The sequence below is a fragment of the Ilumatobacteraceae bacterium genome, from assembly GCA_033344875.1.
Classification (GTDB): Bacteria; Actinomycetota; Acidimicrobiia; order Acidimicrobiales; family Ilumatobacteraceae; genus Ilumatobacter.
On the sequence record JAWPMO010000001.1, the window covers coordinates 585,203 to 604,459 of the forward strand.

The following is a 19,257-nucleotide window of genomic DNA, read 5'->3' on the forward strand; positions in this document are numbered from 1 at the left end:
GGTCGCCTCGGTAGGCTGTCCGGACTATGAGTAGCGGCCTGACCAGCGATATCACCGCGGATCGACTCCGCCAGTCGTTCATCGATTTTTTCGCTGCCAAGGACCACACCCCGGTCCCGTCGGCCAGCCTGATCCCGCACGACCCGACCGTCATGTTCACCGTGGCGGGCATGGTGCCGTTCAAGCCGTACTTCGTCGGCGACGAGGTGCCGCCGTACGCCCGTGCCGTCAGCTCGCAGAAGTGCGCCCGCGCCGGCGGCAAGCACAACGACCTCGACGACGTCGGCCGCACGAAGCGACATCTCGTGTTCTTCGAGATGATGGGCAACTTCAGCTTCGGCGACTACTTCAAGGAGCAGATCATCCCGTGGAGCTGGGAGCTGGCCACCGCCGGCCGCGAGAGCGGCGGCTGGGGTATGGACGGCGATCGGCTCTGGATCACGGTGCACGAGAGCGACGACGAGGCCGAAGCGATCTGGCACGAGCAGGTCGGCGTCCCGATGAGCCGCATCCAGCGGCTCGGCGACAAGGACAACTTCTGGCAGATGGGCGACACCGGCCCCTGTGGGCCGTGCTCCGAGATCCACATCGATCGCGGCCCCGAGTTCGGTCCCGACGGCGGTCCGCTCGGCGATCCGGCCGGCGACCGGTTCATGGAGTTCTGGAACCTGGTGTTCATGCAGTACAACCAGGCCCCCGACGGCAGTCGCACGCCGCTGCCCAGGCCGTCGGTCGACACCGGTGCCGGCCTCGAGCGCATCCTCGCGTTGCTGCAGGGCGTCGACTCGGTCTGGGAGACCGACCTGATGGCGCCGCTCGTCGAGACCGCCGAGTCCGTCACCGGCAAGCACTGCATCAGCGGCGACTACGACGACCGCGACAGCTTTGCGATGCGGGTGCTCGCGGAGCACGCCCGGTCGTCGACGATGCTCGTCAGCGACGGTGTCTTCCCGTCCAACGAGGGTCGCGGCTACGTGTTGCGGCGCATCATCCGGCGAGCGGTGCGCTACGCGTTCCTGCTCGGCACCGAACAGCTCGTCATGCCGCGGCTCGTCGAAACGGCGATCTACGTCATGGGCAACGCCTACCCCGACGTCGTGAAGAACCGCGACTTCCTGCTCGGTGTGCTGACACGTGAGGAGGAGCGCTTCCGCCACACGCTCAAGACCGGACTGTCGATCCTCGACGACGAACTCGAGTCGGGCGAGAGCCTCACCGGCTCGACCGCGTTCCTGCTGCACGACACCTACGGCTTCCCGCTCGAACTGACACAGGAGATCGCCGGCGAACGCGAGATCGAGGTCGATCTCGCCGGGTTCCAGGCCGAGATGACCGAGCAGCGCGAGCGGGCCAAGTCGGCCCGCAAAGACGCGTCGGCCGACGACGGGCGGCTCGAGGGCTACCGCGAGGTCGTCGAGCAGTTCGGCACCACCGAGTTCGTCGGGCACGCCGACGACGAGTCGCAGAGCCGCGTGCTCGCGGTGCTGCCGGCCGGGCACGACGACGACGGCAACGAGTTGGTCGAGATCTTCCTCGACCGCACGCCGTTCTACGCCGAGTCGGGTGGCCAGGTCGGCGACACCGGCACGATCACGACCGACACCGGTTCGGCACGGGTGAGCGACACCACGTTCGCCCTGCCCAATCTCCGCCGCCACACGGCGGTGGTCACCGCGGGCACGATCATCGGTGGTCAGGAGGCCACGGCAGCGATCGACGCCGATCGCCGCAACGCGATCCGCCGGAACCACACCGGTACCCATCTGCTCCACTGGGCGCTGCGCCGCGTGTTGGGCGACCACGTCAAGCAGGCCGGCTCGCACGTCGACGACGAACGCCTCCGCTTCGACTTCTCGCACTACGACGCGGTGACCGCCGACGAGATCGAGGAGATCGAGCGTCTGGTCAACGAGGAGACGCTGCGCAACGAGCGGGCCCGCATCTTCGAGACCACCAAGGAAGAGGCCGAGGCGATGGGCGCCATCGCCTTCTTCGGCGACAAGTACGGCGACATCGTGCGCGTCCTCGAGGCCGGTCCGTCGATCGAGCTCTGCGGCGGCACCCACGTCAGGGCCACCGGCGACATCGGCACCGTCAAGGTCACGAGCGAGTCGTCGATCGGCTCCAACCTGCGTCGCATCGAGGCGATCACGGGGGCTGCGTCGGTGGCGATGCTCCAGCGCGACGAGCGTCAGCTCTCCCGGATCGGCGACCTGGTCGGCACGACCGGCGACGTCGTCGAGGGCGTGCAGCGCAAGCTCGACGAGGTCAAGGCGCTGCACGCCGAACTCAAGCAGATGCGGGCGCAGTTGGCGACCGGTCGGGCGAGCGAGATCGCCGGCGACGCCACCGACGGCGTGGTCGTCGCCCGGATCGACGGTGTCGACCCCGGTGATCTGCGCGACCTGGCGATCGCCGTGCGTCAGCAGGCGGGGATCCGCCGTGTCGTGCTGATGGGAGAGACCGCGAGCGGCGGAGTCAGCCTCGTCGCCGCCGTACAGCCCGACGAAGGGATCCCGGCCGCCGACCTGATCAAGACCGCCGCTCGGGCGGTCGGCGGTGGCGGTGGCGGCAAGGGCGACATCGCGACCGCGGGTGGCAAAGATCCGTCCGGCCTCGACGAGGCGATGCGGATCGCGCAGGAGGCCGCACGCGGCTGATGAGCACATCGTCGCCCGGTGCGAGCGAGGGAGCGTCATCGAGCGAGCTGGCTGCGGCCTCCGTGGCCGGGGAACGGCGTGATCGTATTCGGGCGTTGGGCATCGACCCGGGCTCGAAGCGGATCGGTGTCGCCGTCAGCGATCTGTCCGGCTCGATCGCTTCGCCGTTGGTCGTCATCCAGCGCAGCAAGTCGAAGCAGCACGACCTCGGCGAGATCGCCAGGCTCGCTCGCGACGAAGAGGCCGACGTGATCGTCTACGGCCTGCCGCTCAACATGGACGGCTCGATGAGCAAGGCGGCCAAGACTGCCACCTACGAGGCGAAACAGCTGGCTACGTTGGTCGACGTGCCGGTCGAGATGCATGACGAGCGCCTGACCACCGTGTCGGCCGATCGGAGCATGCTCGACGCGGGGATGAACGCCCAGCAGCGCCGTCAGGTCGTCGACAAGGTCGCCGCGGCGATCATGCTGCAGTCGTGGCTCGACGCCCGCGCGATCCGTCTCGCTCGCGAGGATCGGCCACAGCCATGAGCCGTCCGACCCTCCGCCACCGAACGGAGCGAACCGGGTTCGCTCCGTTCGCCCGAGCCCGTGGGTGTCGGTGGTGGCCGTGAGCCTGATCGAGGAGGAGGAGCCGAACCTCGACCGCCGTCGGTCCGACTGGGCGCTCGACGAGTGGGACGAGGTCGCCGAGGTTCCGCTGGTCGAACCACTGCGGCAGCAGACCCGCATCGTCAAGTGGGTCGTGTGGATCGCATTCGCGCTCGTCGTGATGTTGATCATCGTGGCCGGCTACGTCGGCTGGTGGTATCTGGGCCAGACCCGTCCCGACACCGAACCGGGCGATGCGGTGGCGTTCACGGTGCTCGAGACCGACACCCTCGACTCGCTGACCACTCGACTCGTCGACGAAGGGTTCGTCGTCGACGAATCCGTGTTCAAGTGGTACGTCGAACAGAAGGGCGGCCTCGAACTGACGCCCGGCTTCTACCAGTTGCCGTCCGGGGCGCACATGGGCGACGTGCTCGCCCGGTTGCGCACGCCGCCTGGTCAGACCTACTTCCGGGTGACGTTCCCCGAGGGGTTCACGCTCGAACAGATGGCCGAACGGCTCGACGAGGCGTCGCCACGGCTCGACGCCGAGGCGTTCCTCGCCACCGCCGAGGGCGGCGGGCTGCCCGTGCCGTTCGACCGGCCGCCGGGCGTCACCACCCTCGAAGGGTTGCTGTTCCCCGACACGTACCAGGTGTCGAACGCGGACAACGAGGCCCAGGTCGTCGACCGCATGATCAAGATCATGGAGCGGGTCGCCGCTCAGGAGGATCTCGAGGCTCGGGCGGCCGAACTCGGCCGTACCCCGTACGAGATCCTGATCATCGCGTCGATGATCGAGAAGGAAGCGAAGCTCGACGAGGATCGCGCCAAGATCGCCAGGGTCATCTACAACCGTCTGTTCATCGACATGAACCTCGAGATCGACGCCGCGGTGCGGTACGGCGCCCCCGACGGTGTCACCGAGTTCTCCGAGATGCGCCAGATCCCCGGCCCGTACAACACGTACCTCAACGGCGGGCTGCCGCCCACGCCGATCGCCAATCCCGGCCGGGCGTCGATCCGGGCTGCGCTCAACCCCGCGCCCAATCCGCCGCCCGGCGATCCGGTGTGCCAGGTGCTCGACGACCCGACGCAGGGCTGCATCTACCTGTTCTACGTGCTGATCAACGAGGAGGGCGGCCACGCGTTCGCCGTCACCGGCGAACAGCACCAGGCCAACGTGAACCGCGCCGCCGACCTCGGGCTGCTCGACTGATGACACGCCTCGCCGCCGTGATCGGCTCGCCGGTCCGGCACTCGTTGTCACCGGCGATGCACAATGCCGTGTTCGAAGCGACCGGTCTCGACTGGCGGTTCACCCGGTTCGACATCGTCGAGGGCGGGGTTCCGGCGGCGCTCGCGGCGATGCCGGTCCTCGACATCGGCGGGTACGCGGTCACGATGCCCCACAAGGAGGCGGTCGCCGCTGCGGTCGACGAGATCGACCCCGCTGCACAGGCGCTGAACTCGGTCAACACCGTGGTGCTGCGCCCCGACGGATCGACCTATGGCGCGAGCACCGACGGAATCGGGTTGGTCGCCTGGGTCGGGGCCTCGGGGGTCGAGGTACAGGACCAGTCGATCGTGGTGCTCGGTGCCGGCGGCGCTGCCCGCCCGATCATCGATGCGTTCGGCCGCGCCGGTGCGGCCGAGATCATCGTCGTCAACCGGACGCGGCGCTCCGCCGAACAAGCCGCAGAACTCTCGCCGGTGGCCCGGGTCGGCGGCGTCGACTCGATTCCCCACGCCGGGCTCGTCGTCAACGCGACCTCCGTGGGGATGGGGACCGACGACTGCCCGATCGATCCGGCGCTGTTGCACGACGGCCACGCCGTCGCCGACATCGTCTACCACCCGCTCGACACAGCGCTGCTGCGGGCTGCCAGAAGCGTCGGCGCACGGGCGATCGACGGACTCGGCATGCTCGTGTACCAGGCGGTCGAGCAGGAGGAACTGTGGACCGGGTTCCGTCCCGACCCGACGCTCATGCGCTCCGCCGCCGAGCGGGCGTTGTCGAACTCCCGTTGAGCACGGGTCGGTGGTCAACCGCCGTTCGATCGGACGGGGCACCGGGATAGCCTCGCTCGAATGCTTCGTTTCCTGACCGCCGGTGAGTCCCATGGACAGGCGCTCGTCGCCGTGGTGGAGGGTTTGCCGGCCGGTTTGGAGATCACCGTCGAGGAGATCCAGTCCGAGATGGCCCGCCGCCGGCTCGGCTACGGCCGCGGCCCCCGTCAGAAGTTCGAGCAGGACGAACTCACGCTGATCGGCGGCGTTCGCCATGGTCGCACGCTCGGTTCGCCGGTCGTGATCGAGATCAAGAACTCCGAATGGTTCCGCAGCGACAAGTGGCACGAGGAGATGTCGCCGGCACCGGGCGAGACCAAGGATCCCCTCACGCAGGTGCGTCCCGGCCACGCCGACCTGGCGGGGATGCAGAAGTACGGCTTCACCGATGCCCGTGACGTGCTGGAACGCGCGTCGGCCCGCGAGACCGCCGCTCGCGTGGCCGCCGGTTCGCTCGCCAAGAAGCTGCTGTCGCACCTCGGCGTCGAGATCATCTCGCACGTGATCCAGATGGGCGATGCCCGCGTCGCAGCCGATGCTGCCCGTCCGACGCCGGCCGACCTGGCCGCCGTCGACGCCTCCGAAGTTCGCTGCTTCGACGCCGACGGCACCGAGCGCATGGTGGCAGCGATCAAAGCGGCGGCCAAGCAGGGCGACTCGCTCGGCGGCATCGTCGAGGTGCTCGGGTTCGGTGTCCCGGTCGGGCTCGGCTCGCACGTGCACTGGGACCGCAAGCTCGACGCGATGCTCGCGCAGGCCCTGATGTCGATCCAGGCGGTCAAGGGTGTCGAGATCGGCGACGGGTTCGAGGTCGCCGGACGTCTCGGTAGCGAGGCCCACGACGCGATCCGCTGGGATTCCGAGCACGAGCGGTACGCCCGCCTGAGCACGCTGGCCGGCGGGCTCGAGGGTGGCATGACCAACGGTGAACTGGTCGTGGCCCGGGCGGCGATGAAGCCGCTGGCCACGCTCAACCGGCCGACGCTCGAAACCGTCGACACCGAGACCAAGGAATCGGGTGTGTCGTTCAAGGAGCGCACCGACGTCACCGCGGTCCCGGCGATGGGTGTGGTCGCCGAGACGATGGTCGCGCTGATGCTCGCCCAAGAGGCGCAACGCAAGTTCGGCGGCGATTCGGTCGACGAGTTCGTCCGCAACGCCGACGCATTCCGACGTTCTCTCTGACCCGAACTGGCAGACTCGGGAGATGAGTGGACTCCGCCGGATCACGGTGCCGTTGGCCGAACGTTCGTACGACGTGTTGGTGGGGCACGGAGCCGCCGAGTTCCTCGGCACGCTGATCCCGGCCTCGGCCAAGCGGGCGGCGGTCGTCACCCAGCCGGGACTGCCGCTCGAGATCGAGGCCAGCATCGCCCACGAGCGGTTCGAGATCGGTCGTGGCGAGCAGCACAAGTCGCTCGAGACCGTCGGCGAGCTCTGCCGAGGGTTCGCACGCATGGGCCTGACCCGCAACGACGTCGTGATCGGCGTGGGCGGCGGGATGGTCACCGATGTGGCCGGCTTCGCCGCTGCGAGCTATCACCGCGGTGTTCCCGTGGTGCACGTCGCCACCACGCTGCTCGGCATGGTCGACGCGGCGATCGGTGGCAAGACCGGGGTCAACCTGCCGGAGGGCAAGAACCTGGTCGGAGCGTTCTGGCAGCCATCGGGTGTCGTGTGCGACCTCGATGCCCTCGAGACGCTGCCGGCACGCGAACTGCGGTGTGGCTACGGCGAGATGGCCAAGTACCACTTCCTGACCGGGGACGATCTGCTGAAGATGGAACTCGCCGACCGGGTGGCACGATGCGTCGAGATCAAGTCCGACGTCGTGGCGTCCGACGAGCGCGAAGGCGGCCGCCGTGCCCTGCTCAATTACGGCCACACCCTCGCCCACGCGCTGGAGATCGCGACCGAGCACCGGCTGGCCCACGGCGAGGCGGTGGCGATCGGGTTGATCTTCGCGGCCCATCTCTCCGAGGTCATGGGGCGGATCCCACTGGAGCGGATCGACGAACACTTCGCGGTCGTGGGGAGGGAGTACGGCCTCGGTACCGACATCCCGGCGGGTCTCGACCCGCGCCAACTGCTCGAACTGATGCGGCGCGACAAGAAGGCCGTCGCCGGGCTGACGTTCGTGCTCGACGGTCCCGACGGGGTCGAGGTCGTGTCGGACGTCCCCGACGAGCCGGTGCTCGACGCGCTCGACCGCATGGTCTGAGACCTCGTGGGTGCCACCCGACTCGTCACCGAACGCCTCGTGCTGCGCGGCTGGCGCGAGTCGGACCGGGCGGCCTTCCACGCGATGAACTCGGATCCGCAGGTGATGGCGACGATCGGTCCGGTCATGACGAGAGCGCAGTCCGATGCGTTCATGAACCGTGTCACCCACCACTTCGACGAACACGGCTTCGGCCTGTGGTGCGTCGAGTTCGACGGTGTGGCCGTCGGCTTCACCGGGTTCATGGTGCCCTGGTTCCGCGAGGGCGTCGAGATCGGGTGGCGGATCCGCAGCGGATACTGGGGTCGTGGCCTCGCTCCGGAGGCAGCGGCGGAGTGCCTGCGACACGGTTTCGACGATCTCGGATTCGACGAGATCATCTCGTTCACGGCGGTCGGCAACACCAGATCCCGTCGGGTGATGGACAAGATCGGCATGGAGCGAGACCCGACGGGCGACTTCGACCATCCCGGCGTTCCCGAGGACAGCCCGCTGCGCCGGCACGTGCTGTACCTGCTCCGGCGGCCCGGCCGAGCCACGGCTGCCGACGCGGTCCGAACCGATCGTTGAGAACAGCCACGTTTGACATCCGGGTGGTCGGGTAAACACCGCCGGACCACATGGACACCGAACACGGTGCGACCACACACCGAAAAGGCGGCAGATGAACGCGGGTGAAGCGAGTGCAATTCGATCGACGGCGACGACGTCACCGGGTTCGGTGCAACGGATCGAATCGCTGTGGCGTGCCGCGGTCGGCTCCGCCCGCACCCAGGTGGGCCGCGACTCGGGTGGCGTGTCGTCGAACGACCCGGGGCGTCACGGTGAGCGTGAGGCTCCGACCCGACCGATCGGCGATCGGTCGCCACGTGGGCGGGCCCGTCGACGGAGGCTGTTGCTGGCGCTCGCCGACGCCACCGCGCTGGTGGTGTCGCTGTGCGTTGCTCTGACGTGGCTCGGGTCGCCACGACCGGCCACGCCGCATGGCGTGGCGTTCGAGGTCGCGGCGCTGGTGGCGGCCTGGATGTTCGCGCTCGTGACCAATCGCCTGTACCTGGCTCGCTGTGTGGAGCGGGCGCTCGAGGAGACGCGCCGGATCCTGGTGTCGGGCGGCGTGGCGATGTCGGCGTATCTGATCGCCTGCTACCTCGTCGGGGCCGAGCCGGCGAGCCGCGCCTGGGTGATCGGTGCGTACGCGGTCGGGTCGATGGGTCTCGTCGTGGAGCGAGCGATCGCCCGATTCGTCTTCCAACGTCTTCGGCGGCGGGGGAAGTCGGTGCGACGCATCGCGATCGTCGGCAGCGACGCACATGCGATCGCGCTGTACCGATCAGCGGTCGACGACCCCGACGCCTACGACGTCGTCGGGGTGATCGGCGACGGTGGGTCGTCGGGAAGCGTGCAGGTGCTGGGTGGGTACGACCGGGCGGTCGAGTTGCTCCGTGAGCACGGTTGCACGGGCGCGATCGTGTCGCTGGCATCGCTCACCAGAAGCCAGGTCAACTCGGTCGTGCGCTCGTTGACCGATGCGAAGATGCATGTCGCACTGGCGACGAACATGAGCGACATCGACGTGCACCGGCTGCGGGCGCAACAGATGGACGGCGAGGTCATGATGTACGTCGAACCGACGGTGCGCACGGGTTGGCGGATGGTGGCCAAGCGCACGTTCGACCTGGTGTTGTCGTCGGTCGCCCTGCTGCTGTGCCTGCCGGTGCTCGCGGTGGTGGCCGTGGTGATCAAGTTGGACTCGGCCGGGCCGGTGCTGTTCCGTCAGGAGCGGGTGGGTCGCAACGGCGTGCCGTTCGACATGATCAAGTTGCGCACGATGTGCGTCGGCGCCGAGGCGAAGCTCGACGAGTTGAGCGAGTCGAACGAAGCGAACGGTCCGATGTTCAAGATCAAGGCGGACCCACGCATCACCCGTTCGGGGCGCTGGTTGCGACGACTGTCCATCGACGAGCTCCCTCAGTTCTGGAATGTGCTCCGTGGCGACATGAGCCTGGTGGGACCTCGGCCCGCGCTCGCTCACGAGGTCGAGGCATGGGACCCGGAGCTCCGCAAACGCCTGGAGGTGCCGCCGGGCCTGTCGGGTCTGTGGCAGGTGTCCGGTCGTTCGGACACGACGTTCGAGCAATACCGTCGACTCGACCTGTACTACGTCGACAACTGGTCGTTGGCGCACGACCTGCGCGTGATCGTCAAGACCGCCTGGGTCGTGCTGGCCATGAAGGGCGCGAGCTGACGAGGCCGAACCATCGCTGCTTCCGACCGAGCGCCGACTACCGTGACTGCTCGTGAGCAAACTGGTGATGCTGTTGCACGGCCCGAACCTGAACCTGCTGGGGGAGCGCGAGCCGGAGATCTACGGCACCGACACGCTCGACGACTACGTCGACTTCACCGGAGCGGCCGCTGCAGCCCACGACATGACGGTCGAGGCGTACCAGTCCAACCACGAGGGTGACCTGATCGAGCACATCCACCACGCTCGTGGACGTTGCGATGCGATCATCATCAACCCCGGTGCGTTCACCCACTACGCCTGGGCGATCCACGACGCGCTCGCGGCGTTCGAGGGGCCGGTCGTCGAGGTACACATCTCCAATCCGAACGCCCGCGAACCGTGGCGCCACACGAGCGTCATCGCGCCGGTGTCGACCGGATCGATCATGGGGTTCGGCAAGCAGGGCTACGACCTCGCAGTCCGTGCGGTCGCCGCCAAGTTGGCCTGAACCTCCGTGGACACCACGACGCTGCCACCGATCGGTTTCCGGGGGCGGGCCGACGCGATCCGCGACCGGCTGACCGATCATGCGGCCGAGGCGATGGCGATCACGAACCTCACCAACGTTCGCTGGCTGACCGGGTTCACGGGGTCGAACGCCTCCGTGGCACTGCTGCCCGACCGGCTCGTGCTGGTCACCGACGGCCGGTACCGCGAGCGAGCCGCCGACGAGTTGGCTTCGGCCGGCGTCGACGGCGATGTCGTCGTCGGGTTCACGCAGGCCGAGCAGCACGATGCGTTCACGAGGTCGTTCGAGGGTGTCCGGGCGGTGGGCGCCGAAGCGGGGTCCCTGACCCACGCCCGCTGGACCGCACTGGCGGCCGACCTTCCGCTCGTGGCCGCCGATGGCTTGGTCGAAGACGGTCGCCGCTCGAAGGACGAGGGTGAGGTCGCCCGGATCGCGGCGGCGTGCGGCTTCGCCGACGCCGCGCTGGCCGAGGTCGCACCGCTGCTCGGCGACGGGTTGACCGAGGCCGACGTGCGGATGGAACTCGAGTACCGCATGCGGCGGCACGGCGCCGACGGCCCCAGCTACGACACGATCGTCGCGTCGGGCCCGAACCATGCCGCCCGCCCGCACCACGAGGCCGGTTCCCGCCTGATCGTCGACGGTGACACGGTGGTGATCGACGTCGGGGCGCTCGTCGACGGCTACCACTCCGACATGACGCGCAGCTACGTGATCGGTGAGCCGACCCGGCAGCAGAGCGAGATCTACGCCTTGTTGCTCGAGGTCCAGCAGGAGGGGATCGGTGCCGTGCGGTCCGGCATCCCCGCACGCGACGTCGACGCGACCTGCCGTGACCTGATCGCCGAGGCGGGATATGCCGACTGGTTCATCCACTCCGTCGGTCATGGCGTCGGGCTGGTGATCCACGAAGACCCGTTCGAGTCGCCCACGTCCACGTCCGAACTTCGGGTCGGCGATGTCGTGACGGTCGAACCTGGCCTCTATCGTGTCGGATTCGGCGGTTTCCGCATCGAAGACCTCGTCGAGGTCACGGAATCCGGTTGCCGAACACTCACTGCATCGCCGAAGGACTCGCCATGCCCACCATCACCACCAACGACCTGAAGACCGGCATCACGCTCGAACTCGACAACGGTCTGTTCCAGGTCGTCGACTTCCAGCACGTCAAGCCGGGCAAGGGCAGCGCCTTCGTGCGCACCAAGCTCCGCAACGTCAAGACCGGCAACGTCTTCGACCGCACCTTCAACGCCGGCATCAAGGTCGAGCAGGCGATCATCAATCGCGAGGACATGCAGTTCCTCTACCGCGACGCCGAGGACTACGTGTTCATGAACACGAGTACGTACGAGCAGATGCACGTGCCGCCGGTCGCGCTGGGTGACGCCGCCGACTACCTGATCGAGAACATGACCGCCCAGGTCGCGTTCTTCAACGACGAGATCATCGGCGTCGAGATCCCGGCCTCGGTCGAACTCACGATCACCGAGACCGAGCCCGGCGTGCAGGGCGATCGCAAGACCGGCGCCACGAAGCCGGCGACCCTCGAGACCGGCAAGGTCGTCAACGTGCCGCTGTTCGTCGAGCAGGGCGAGAAGATCCGCGTCGACACCCGCTCCGGCGATTACATGACGCGGGTCTGACGTGCTCCGCCCCGACGAGCGCTCCGACGCTCGAGAACGAGCCCTCTACCTGCTGTACGAAGCGCACTCGAAGGGCATCGAACCGTCAGCGACGATCGAGCTCCAGGTCATCGCCCCCGACGAGCTCACGCAAGAACTCGTGTTGGGGGTCGGCCGGACGATGGCCCAGCTCGACGCGCACATCGAGCAACGTGCCAAGGGCTGGACACTCGCCCGGATGCCGGTGCTCGACCTCAACGTGATGCGGCTCGGCGTGTTCGAACTGCTCGAACGGACCGACGTGCCCACCGCCGTGGTGCTCAACGAGGCCGTCGAGCTCGCCAAGCGCTTCTCGACCGACGACTCCGGTCGGTTCGTCAACGGCGTGCTGGCGGCCGTCGCCAACGACGTCCGCAACAGCGCCTGACGAAACGGTGCACGCTCCCGTCGATCTGATCGCCGGCGGCCAGCGTGGCCGGTGACGGACGGACGACCTCGGCTAGCGTTCGTCGGATGAGCGATCCGTCGCCCGCGGTGGTCGAACGCGGCGACACGCCGACGGCAGAGGGTTCTATCGACGGCGACACCGGCGACACCGGCGACACCGGCGACATCGTCGAGATCGACGACGACACGTCTGTGGACGATGTCGACGAACCGCATGTCGGGCAGTGGTCGCCGGCCCGGCTGACGAGCGTCGAACCGGCGACGTGGGTCGTGGTCCTGCTGGTTGCGGCCTACACCGCCTACTTCACGAACCGCACGCTCGACATCCATCACGGGCTCGGAACGGCGTCGTACGACTCGGCGCTGTACGACCAGGGAGTGTGGTTGCTCTCCCGCTTCGAGACGCCGTTCGTCACCCTGATGGGACGCAACCTGTTCGGGGACCACACGTCGTTCATCCTGCTGCTGCTGGTCCCGGTCTACTGGGTGATGCCGGCCGCCGGCGTGCTGTTCTTCAGTCAGTCGCTCGCGATCGGCGCCGGTGCGATCCCGGTCTACCTGGTCGCGAGGTCGCGGTTGTCGTCGAGTTGGCTCGGTGTGCTGTTCGCCGCCGTGTACCTGCTGCATCCCGCCGTGTCGTGGACCAACATGGAGAACTTTCATCCCGACTCGTATCTCGGGGTCCTCGTCGGCTTCGCCATCTACGGCGCGGTCGAGCGACGGTGGCGCGTGTACACGGTCTCCGTCGCACTCGCGCTCCTGGTCAAGGAGGACGTGTCGCTCGTCATCGTGCCGCTCGGCATCTGGGTGGGTTGGAAGCGCAACCCTCGTTACGGGCTGGTCACCGTGCTGGCATCGGCGGCGTTCATGGCCGTGGCCATGCTGGTGGTGATGCGATCGCTGATCGGCGTCCCGACCCGGAATGGCTGGCGGATCCCGTTCGGAGGCCCTGCGGGATTCATCGAGACCGCGGTGCGGAACCCGACCCAGATCGCCGATCACTTCCGATCGGAGGGGCGTCCCTGGTACGTGTGGCAGATGTTGAGCCCGACGGCGTTCATGTTCGCCCGCCGTCCGAGCGTTGCGGCGATCAGCGCGCTCGTGCTCTTCACGAACGTGCTCAGCACGTTCTGGTACCAGTTCCACATCCAGTACCACTACAGCCTGGTCGTGGTGCCCGGGTTGGTGATCGGCACGGCGTACGCGATCGGCTCGCTCGACGGTACCGGCTGGTGGACCAGGGGCCGGTCGCTCACCGCCGTGGCGGTGTGCTCGCTCGCAGCGGCGTACGCGTGGGCGCCGCTCCCGTACGCTCACCACGAGGTCGGTTACTGGGCGCCGAGCCACCCGAGCGCGGTCGCCGCCCGGGAGATCATGGCGGAGGTACCCGACGATGCGTCGGTGGCGGCGCACTACGCGCTCACGCCGCACCTGGCCCACCGCCGCGAGATCTATGAGTTCCCGAATCCGTTCCGTGTGCGGCTCTACGGCACCGACATCGCGATGGAGAACACCCGACTCGAACGTCGGTCCGAGGCGGTCGAGTACCTCGTCCTGCAGGTGGGCAAGTCGCCCGAGGTGCTGCTCGACTTCGAGCGGATCCGCACGGCGTTCACGCGTGTGTCGGCGAACGAGTACTGGGAGCTCTGGCGGCGCGACCCGACGATCGCCCTGCCGCCGCTCGACCTCGGCGGCGATGTCCCGTGACCGGGTCGTCGGGTACGGTCACCGCGTGTCCACGTCGCAGCTGATCGTCGTCCGCCACGGTGAGACCGAGTGGTCTCACACCGGTCGGCACACGGGGCGCACCGACATCCCGCTGACCGAGCGCGGCGAGGAGGAGGCCCGGGACGCCTCACGAACGGTCGCTGGATGGAGCGTCGACCGGGCGTACACGAGTCCACTGGTGCGGGCCCGTCACACGGCGCAGCTGGTGGAGCCCGCCTGCGAGCTGGTCGTCGACGACGATCTGGTCGAATGGGACTACGGGGTGTACGAGGGCGAGGCGACGCCGCAGACGCGTGAGCGCATTCCCGGCTGGTCGGTCTGGACACACGAGATCGTCGACGGCGAGTCGGTCGACGAGGTGGGGGAGCGCGCCGACCGGTTCATCGCGCGCTTCGACCGCGAGGTCGGCGGCGGCGGTACGGGCGTGGTGTTCGCGCACGGCCATCTGCTCGCGATCCTGATCGCCCGCTGGTGCGGCCTGCCGGCGGTCGAAGGGCGGCGGTTCGCGCTCGCGACGGCGACCGTCAGTCTCCTCGGTTGGCACCGCGAGGATCGGGTGATCCGAGCGATCAACCACCGGGTGGGCGACCGCCTCGACCCGCCGGCGCGAGCGTGACGGTACGAGGCAGCGAGGTTCAGCGCGGTCCGCGGACGAGTCGACCGGGCAGTTCGCCGGTGAACGCGTCGTCGGTGACGGTCTCGACGCCGGCGCAGAACGTGTGGCGGTAACCGCTCGCTTTCTGGACGAGGCGCGGGGCGCCGCCGGGCAGGTCCCAGGCCATGCGCGGCTTGCCGAACGTGAGCGCGTCGTAGTCGATCACGTTGACGTCGGCGCGCATCCCGGGTGACAACAGACCGCGATCGCCGAGACCGTAGAGCTCGGCGGTCTGGCGGGTCTGACGGTGGATGACGTACTCGAGCGGCATCTTCGGTCCGCGCGACCGGTCACGGGTCCAGTGGGTGAGCATGAACGTGGGGGTGCCGCCGTCGCAGATCACACGCACGTGGGCGCCGGCGTCGGCCAGGCCCATCCGGGTCGACGGGTTCATGTGTGCGTCGTACACGAAGCTGAGGTCGCCGTAGCTGTAGTTGAAGAACGGCGAGTACAACATGCCGTGGCCGTCGGCGGTGAGCAGTTGGTCGATCATCAGGGCCATCGGGCCGGCGCCGGTCCGGGCAGCGACGGCACCGACCGCCTCGTCGGGCGAGGGCTCGTAGTCGATGTCGCCGTCGGCGACCGCCCAGATCTTGTGCGTCACGTTGAGGACGGCTCGCTCGAAGAACCCGCCGTCGTCGGGGACCTCGTCGATGATGCGGTCGCGGATCGGTCCGGCCTGCAGCGCCCGGCGGCGTTCGTCGAGGGGCAGCTCGGCGATCTCCTGGTACGCCGGGTGGAACATCAGCGGGTGATAGCTGCCCTCGAGGCACATCAGGAGTCCGACGGTGCGGCCGTGGACCTGGGCGACGATCGGCACGCCGTTGGCGCGGTCCTCGTCGAGCTTGGCGATCACCTGCTTCCACAGGTCGGGCTGCTGGTCGGTCTGCGAGAAGTTGACGCTGACGGTGCGGCCGCTTCGGGTCGCGAGCTCGCGCATCCAGGTCCACTCCTGGTCGGGGAGGATCACGTGCTCGGGAGCGAACTGGAACACCCCGTGACCGACGTCGGCCATCGCGTCGGCGATGCCGTACAACTCGGTCGCGTCGACCATGGTGCCGGGCACGAGCTCGCCCGACTTCGACTTGTGGAGCGGTGTTCGACTGGTGGAGAAGCCGAGCGCGCCCGCTCGCAGGCCCTCGCCGACCAGGTCGGCCATGGCGCCGATGTCGTCGGAGTTCGCCTCCTCGTTGGCGGCGCCGCGTTCACCCATCACGTAGCCCCGCACCGCGCCGTGCGGCACCTGGGTGCCGATGTCGAGCACGTACCGGCGACGATCGAGGGCGTCGAGGTACTCGGGGAAGGTCTCCCACTCCCACTGGATGCCCTCGGTCAGCGCCGCGCCGGGGATGTCCTCGACACCCTCCATCATCTCGATCAGCCACTCGTGCTTGTCGGGGGCCGCCGGGGCGAAGCCGACGCCGCAGTTGCCCACGACGGCCGTCGTGACACCGTGCCACGAGCTGGGCGTCAGGTACGGGTCCCAGGTCGCTTGGGCGTCGTAGTGGGTGTGGACGTCGACGAAGCCGGGCGTGACGAGCAGCCCGGTCGCGTCGATCTCGCGGGTGCCGGGCCCGACGTCGGTGCCGACCGCGGCGATGACACCGCCGTCGATCGCGACGTCGGCGACGCGGGCGGGCGCCCCGCTGCCGTCGACCACGTTGCCCCCACGGATCACCAGATCATGCATGGCGGTCACGGTATCGCTTGCGGAGGTTCGACGTGGGTGGCGGCGGAACGCCCACCCGCGTGCACGTTCAGGTCACGACGAGCTCGGCGAACATGCCGTGTGCGAGATGGGGCGCACCTCCGTCGACGTCCGGAGGGCCGTCGCTCGTCGCTGCTGCGGCCAGGTACTCGTCGGGATCGGCCCCCGTCGGGATGAAGCAGGCGATCAGGTAGCGCCCGGGCTCGGTGAGGGTGCCGTCGCCGACCGCGACGATCTGTTCGTCGCTCCCTGGCGCTGCGAGCACCACGAGCGCCGGCTCGCTCGCCATGAGCGCCGCCGCGTCGGCGAGCACGTCGTCGACCGAACGGTCGTCATCGTCCGCGAGTCGGAACGCGACGAGTTCGTGGAGCTCGCTCGACGACGTGTTGGAGACGGCGATCTCGGTACCGGCGGGGACGGAACTCGGCAGGTCGTCGAAGCTGAAGTCGCTCATCTCGACCTCGATCGTGCCGGGTTCGGCGGCACCGTCGTCGCCGCACCCGACGAGTGCGAGTGAGGCAAGGGCGAAGACGGCGGCGACGGGTCGGTGTGGTCTGGTCATGATGTTTCCTCGGATGTCGGGGGCGGGTGTGGGGACGCGGCTCATGCGAGCGGCCCCGGGGGCGGCCCGAGCACTTCGATGCCGTGGGCGGCGCACACGGTCGAGACGTGCGCGGGATCGATGCCCTCGGCCTCGATCGTCGTCGGGTCGTCGATCGGACGTCCGAGCGTGCTGACGAACGTGTCGAACGACGGCTGCGTGTCGCGTCCGGAGCTGATGGTGGTGAACCGGGCCGAATCCGACTCGACCTGGAAGGTGTGGGGGATGCCGACCGGCAGTACGGCGACGTCGCCGGCACTCACCAGCGACTCGACGTCTCCGGAGCGCAGCCGGATGTCGCCGTCGGACACGATCATGATCTCGTCCTCCTCGGCGTGTGCGTGCAGCGGGGGACCGAATCCGCGTGGCGCGGTGAACTCGACCACGTTCGTCCCCGACGACAGGTCGCTGCTGCGGACCTTGACCGTGGCGAGGTGGTCGAGGAAGTGGTGGTGTTCGCCGGTGCCCGCCGGCACGGCTCGGACGACTGGTTCGGTGCTGGTGGAGTTGCTCATGCCCACACCGTCGTCCGGCGCTCTTTCGAAACTCTTCAGGCGGCGACGACCGACTCAGTTCGGCAACAGGATGGCGTCGAAGTCGTCGGCCTCGACCCCGAGCTCGGTCATCCGAGCCTGGTACGTGACATACGCCTCGCGGGCGGCTCCGTGGCTGCCGCCCGTGTGGAGGCCGGCGATGACGGCGCAGTGGGCAGGGTCGTCGTAGGGATCGAGCGTGAGGATGCGGCTGCCGACGGCGGCTGCCTCGAGGGGCTCGCCGCGCTCGAGCGCCTGGTCGATCAGTTGCCGAGCCGCGATCAGGAATCGGTTGCGGGCGGCGGCGCGAGGCGGGGCCGCCCAATCCTCGTACTCGTCGTCGGGGAGCAGGTCGCCCGGGTACGCCTCGTAGATCGCGAGCGGGTCGTCGAGGCGATTGAACGCGACGAGGTCGCACCGGACGTGGTCGACGTCGAGCCGGATCGTCGACCGGTCGGCGACGACACCGCCGTCGAGGATGCGTCGGACCGTCGACAGCTGCACCGACAGCCGGGGCCGCAGCCGGTCGTGATCGGGCTCGTCCGGCCACAGCAGGTCGCAGAGTTCGTCACGTGTGACCGGCCAACCCTCGGCGACCACCAACCGCTTCAACAGTTGCCGCGCCCTTCGCGAACCCCAGGCCGACGGGTCGACCTCATCGCCGTCGACCGTGACGGCGAATCGACCCAGCACGAAGATCTCGACCTGCGGCCGGCTGCGTCTGACGGGAGCGGTGGAGACCGTGCCCGTGACGAAGTGTTCGATCGTGTCCATGATGGCGTCGATGTCGGCGGCGTACATGAAGTGGTCGGCGCCGGGGAACTCGACGACCCGGGCGTCCGGCAACGCAGCTGCTGTCTCGTGGGCGAACCGCACCGGCGTGATCGGATCGTCCGTGCGATGGAGGAGCAGGACAGGGACCGTGATCCGGGGCAGTACGTCCCTGGCGTCCATCAGCCCGTTCATACGCATCAGCGTGACGATCGCGTCGCGGCTCGCCGATTGGCGCTCGTAGCCGGCGTGCCACGCCCGGAACTCCGGGTCGTCGACCAGCGACGGTGCGAAGAGTTCGGGGGTGAGTGTCTCGGGTGTGCCCCAGGCGTCGGCGAACCGGAGCAGTCCTTCCTGGCGTCCGTCGTCCGGCTCGGCCTGCTCACGGTCGATCAGGCGGGCGCCGGAGCCGTCGAGGATGATCCCGGCGACGCGGTCGGGGTAGGTCGCGGCGTACAGCAGCGTCATCGGCCCGCCCTCGGACGTGCCGAACAGGAACGCCCGCTCGACGTCGACCGCGTCCATCACCGCACGCAGGTCGTCGACCCGCTGGTCGACTTCGGGCAGGAACACGTTCGGTCCGATGCGCCCGTGCCGCGCTTGTCGAAGTGGACGAAGCGGCAGAACGAACCGAACCGGTCGAGCATCGTTCGGATCCCCGGCCAACCCCAGCAGTGTTCGATGTTCTGTGCCATCGGCGGGATGGAGACCATCGTCGGCGGACCGCTGCCGAAGACCTGGTAGGCGATGTTCGTGGATGCCGCGCTGGCGAAGCGGATCGGCGCGCGCGAGTGGTCGGTCTCGTCCATGACTCCGATTCCACCACATCGGCGCGCGCGGCGGCCTGGCGCGCTAGGTTGCTGTCCCGACCGTGAAGTGAGTTCTGTGAGGC

Annotated in this window: 19 protein-coding genes; 14 read left to right on the forward strand and 5 right to left on the reverse strand. The window is 68.6% G+C overall.

Features of this window, described 5'->3' with window-relative positions; genetic code table 11:
• Positions 1–26 precede the first annotated feature (26 nt).
• The 14 genes from alaS to R8G01_02840 all read left to right on the forward strand — a co-directional run bounded on the left by alaS (position 27) and on the right by R8G01_02840 (position 14,713).
• Complete coding sequence (gene alaS, locus R8G01_02775; GenBank protein ID MDW3212894.1) at positions 27–2,660, forward strand: alanine--tRNA ligase; 2,634 nt, start codon at positions 27–29, stop codon at positions 2,658–2,660.
• Between the two features lie 95 nt (positions 2,661–2,755).
• Positions 2,756–3,193 (forward strand): Holliday junction resolvase RuvX, encoded by a 438-nt coding sequence (gene ruvX, locus R8G01_02780; GenBank protein MDW3212895.1) that lies wholly within the window; start codon positions 2,756–2,758, stop codon positions 3,191–3,193.
• Positions 3,194–3,272: 79 nt separating this feature from the next.
• On the forward strand, positions 3,273–4,472 hold the full coding sequence (gene mltG, locus R8G01_02785; protein ID MDW3212896.1) for an endolytic transglycosylase MltG: 1,200 nt from the start codon (positions 3,273–3,275) through the stop codon (positions 4,470–4,472).
• Positions 4,472–5,284 (forward strand): shikimate dehydrogenase, encoded by an 813-nt coding sequence (gene aroE, locus R8G01_02790; protein MDW3212897.1) that lies wholly within the window; start codon positions 4,472–4,474, stop codon positions 5,282–5,284. Before mltG ends, aroE begins: the two co-directional genes overlap by 1 nt.
• Before the next feature lie 60 nt (positions 5,285–5,344).
• Positions 5,345–6,508, forward strand: a complete 1,164-nt coding sequence (gene aroC, locus R8G01_02795) for a chorismate synthase (protein ID MDW3212898.1) — start codon at positions 5,345–5,347, stop codon at positions 6,506–6,508.
• A gap of 22 nt (positions 6,509–6,530) precedes the next feature.
• A complete protein-coding gene (locus R8G01_02800) occupies positions 6,531–7,544 on the forward strand; it encodes a 3-dehydroquinate synthase family protein (GenBank protein ID MDW3212899.1) in 1,014 nt (337 codons plus the stop codon).
• A gap of 6 nt (positions 7,545–7,550) precedes the next feature.
• Positions 7,551–8,114: a GNAT family N-acetyltransferase gene (locus R8G01_02805; GenBank protein MDW3212900.1), complete on the forward strand. Its 564-nt coding sequence runs from the start codon at positions 7,551–7,553 to the stop codon at positions 8,112–8,114.
• 151 nt (positions 8,115–8,265) lie between these two features.
• Positions 8,266–9,789 (forward strand): sugar transferase, encoded by a 1,524-nt coding sequence (locus tag R8G01_02810; GenBank protein ID MDW3212901.1) that lies wholly within the window; start codon positions 8,266–8,268, stop codon positions 9,787–9,789.
• Positions 9,790–9,841: 52 nt separating this feature from the next.
• Positions 9,842–10,279, forward strand: coding sequence for a type II 3-dehydroquinate dehydratase (aroQ, locus tag R8G01_02815; protein MDW3212902.1), 438 nt, complete (start codon positions 9,842–9,844; stop codon positions 10,277–10,279).
• A gap of 6 nt (positions 10,280–10,285) precedes the next feature.
• Entirely contained in the window at positions 10,286–11,407 is a 1,122-nt protein-coding gene (locus R8G01_02820; GenBank protein ID MDW3212903.1) for an aminopeptidase P family protein, read from the forward strand.
• Complete coding sequence (gene efp, locus R8G01_02825) at positions 11,380–11,943, forward strand: elongation factor P (protein MDW3212904.1); 564 nt, start codon at positions 11,380–11,382, stop codon at positions 11,941–11,943. The genes R8G01_02820 and efp overlap by 28 nt, the downstream gene beginning before the upstream one ends.
• A 1-nt stretch (position 11,944) precedes the next feature.
• Positions 11,945–12,349: a transcription antitermination factor NusB gene (nusB, locus tag R8G01_02830; protein ID MDW3212905.1), complete on the forward strand. Its 405-nt coding sequence runs from the start codon at positions 11,945–11,947 to the stop codon at positions 12,347–12,349.
• Positions 12,350–12,435: 86 nt separating this feature from the next.
• Entirely contained in the window at positions 12,436–14,076 is a 1,641-nt protein-coding gene (locus R8G01_02835) for a DUF2079 domain-containing protein (protein ID MDW3212906.1), read from the forward strand.
• Between the two features lie 25 nt (positions 14,077–14,101).
• The gene (locus R8G01_02840; protein MDW3212907.1) at positions 14,102–14,713 is read left to right on the forward strand and encodes a histidine phosphatase family protein; all 612 of its coding nucleotides are present in this window, start codon (positions 14,102–14,104) and stop codon (positions 14,711–14,713) included.
• A 19-nt stretch (positions 14,714–14,732) separates the two neighbouring features.
• Here the strand turns inward: R8G01_02840 and R8G01_02845 are convergent, their stop codons facing one another.
• From R8G01_02845 to R8G01_02865, 5 genes are all read right to left on the reverse strand, one after another.
• Complete coding sequence (locus R8G01_02845) at positions 14,733–16,442, reverse strand: amidohydrolase family protein (GenBank protein ID MDW3212908.1); 1,710 nt, start codon at positions 16,440–16,442, stop codon at positions 14,733–14,735.
• 67 nt (positions 16,443–16,509) lie between these two features.
• The gene (locus R8G01_02850; protein ID MDW3212909.1) at positions 16,510–17,022 is read right to left on the reverse strand and encodes a hypothetical protein; all 513 of its coding nucleotides are present in this window, start codon (positions 17,020–17,022) and stop codon (positions 16,510–16,512) included.
• Between the two features lie 41 nt (positions 17,023–17,063).
• Complete coding sequence (locus R8G01_02855) at positions 17,064–17,576, reverse strand: cupin domain-containing protein (GenBank protein ID MDW3212910.1); 513 nt, start codon at positions 17,574–17,576, stop codon at positions 17,064–17,066.
• 54 nt (positions 17,577–17,630) lie between these two features.
• A complete protein-coding gene (locus R8G01_02860; protein ID MDW3212911.1) occupies positions 17,631–18,938 on the reverse strand; it encodes an alpha/beta fold hydrolase in 1,308 nt (435 codons plus the stop codon).
• Positions 18,890–19,174, reverse strand: coding sequence for a hypothetical protein (locus R8G01_02865; protein MDW3212912.1), 285 nt, complete (start codon positions 19,172–19,174; stop codon positions 18,890–18,892). Before R8G01_02865 ends, R8G01_02860 begins: the two co-directional genes overlap by 49 nt.
• Between the last annotated feature and the right edge of the window lie 83 nt (positions 19,175–19,257).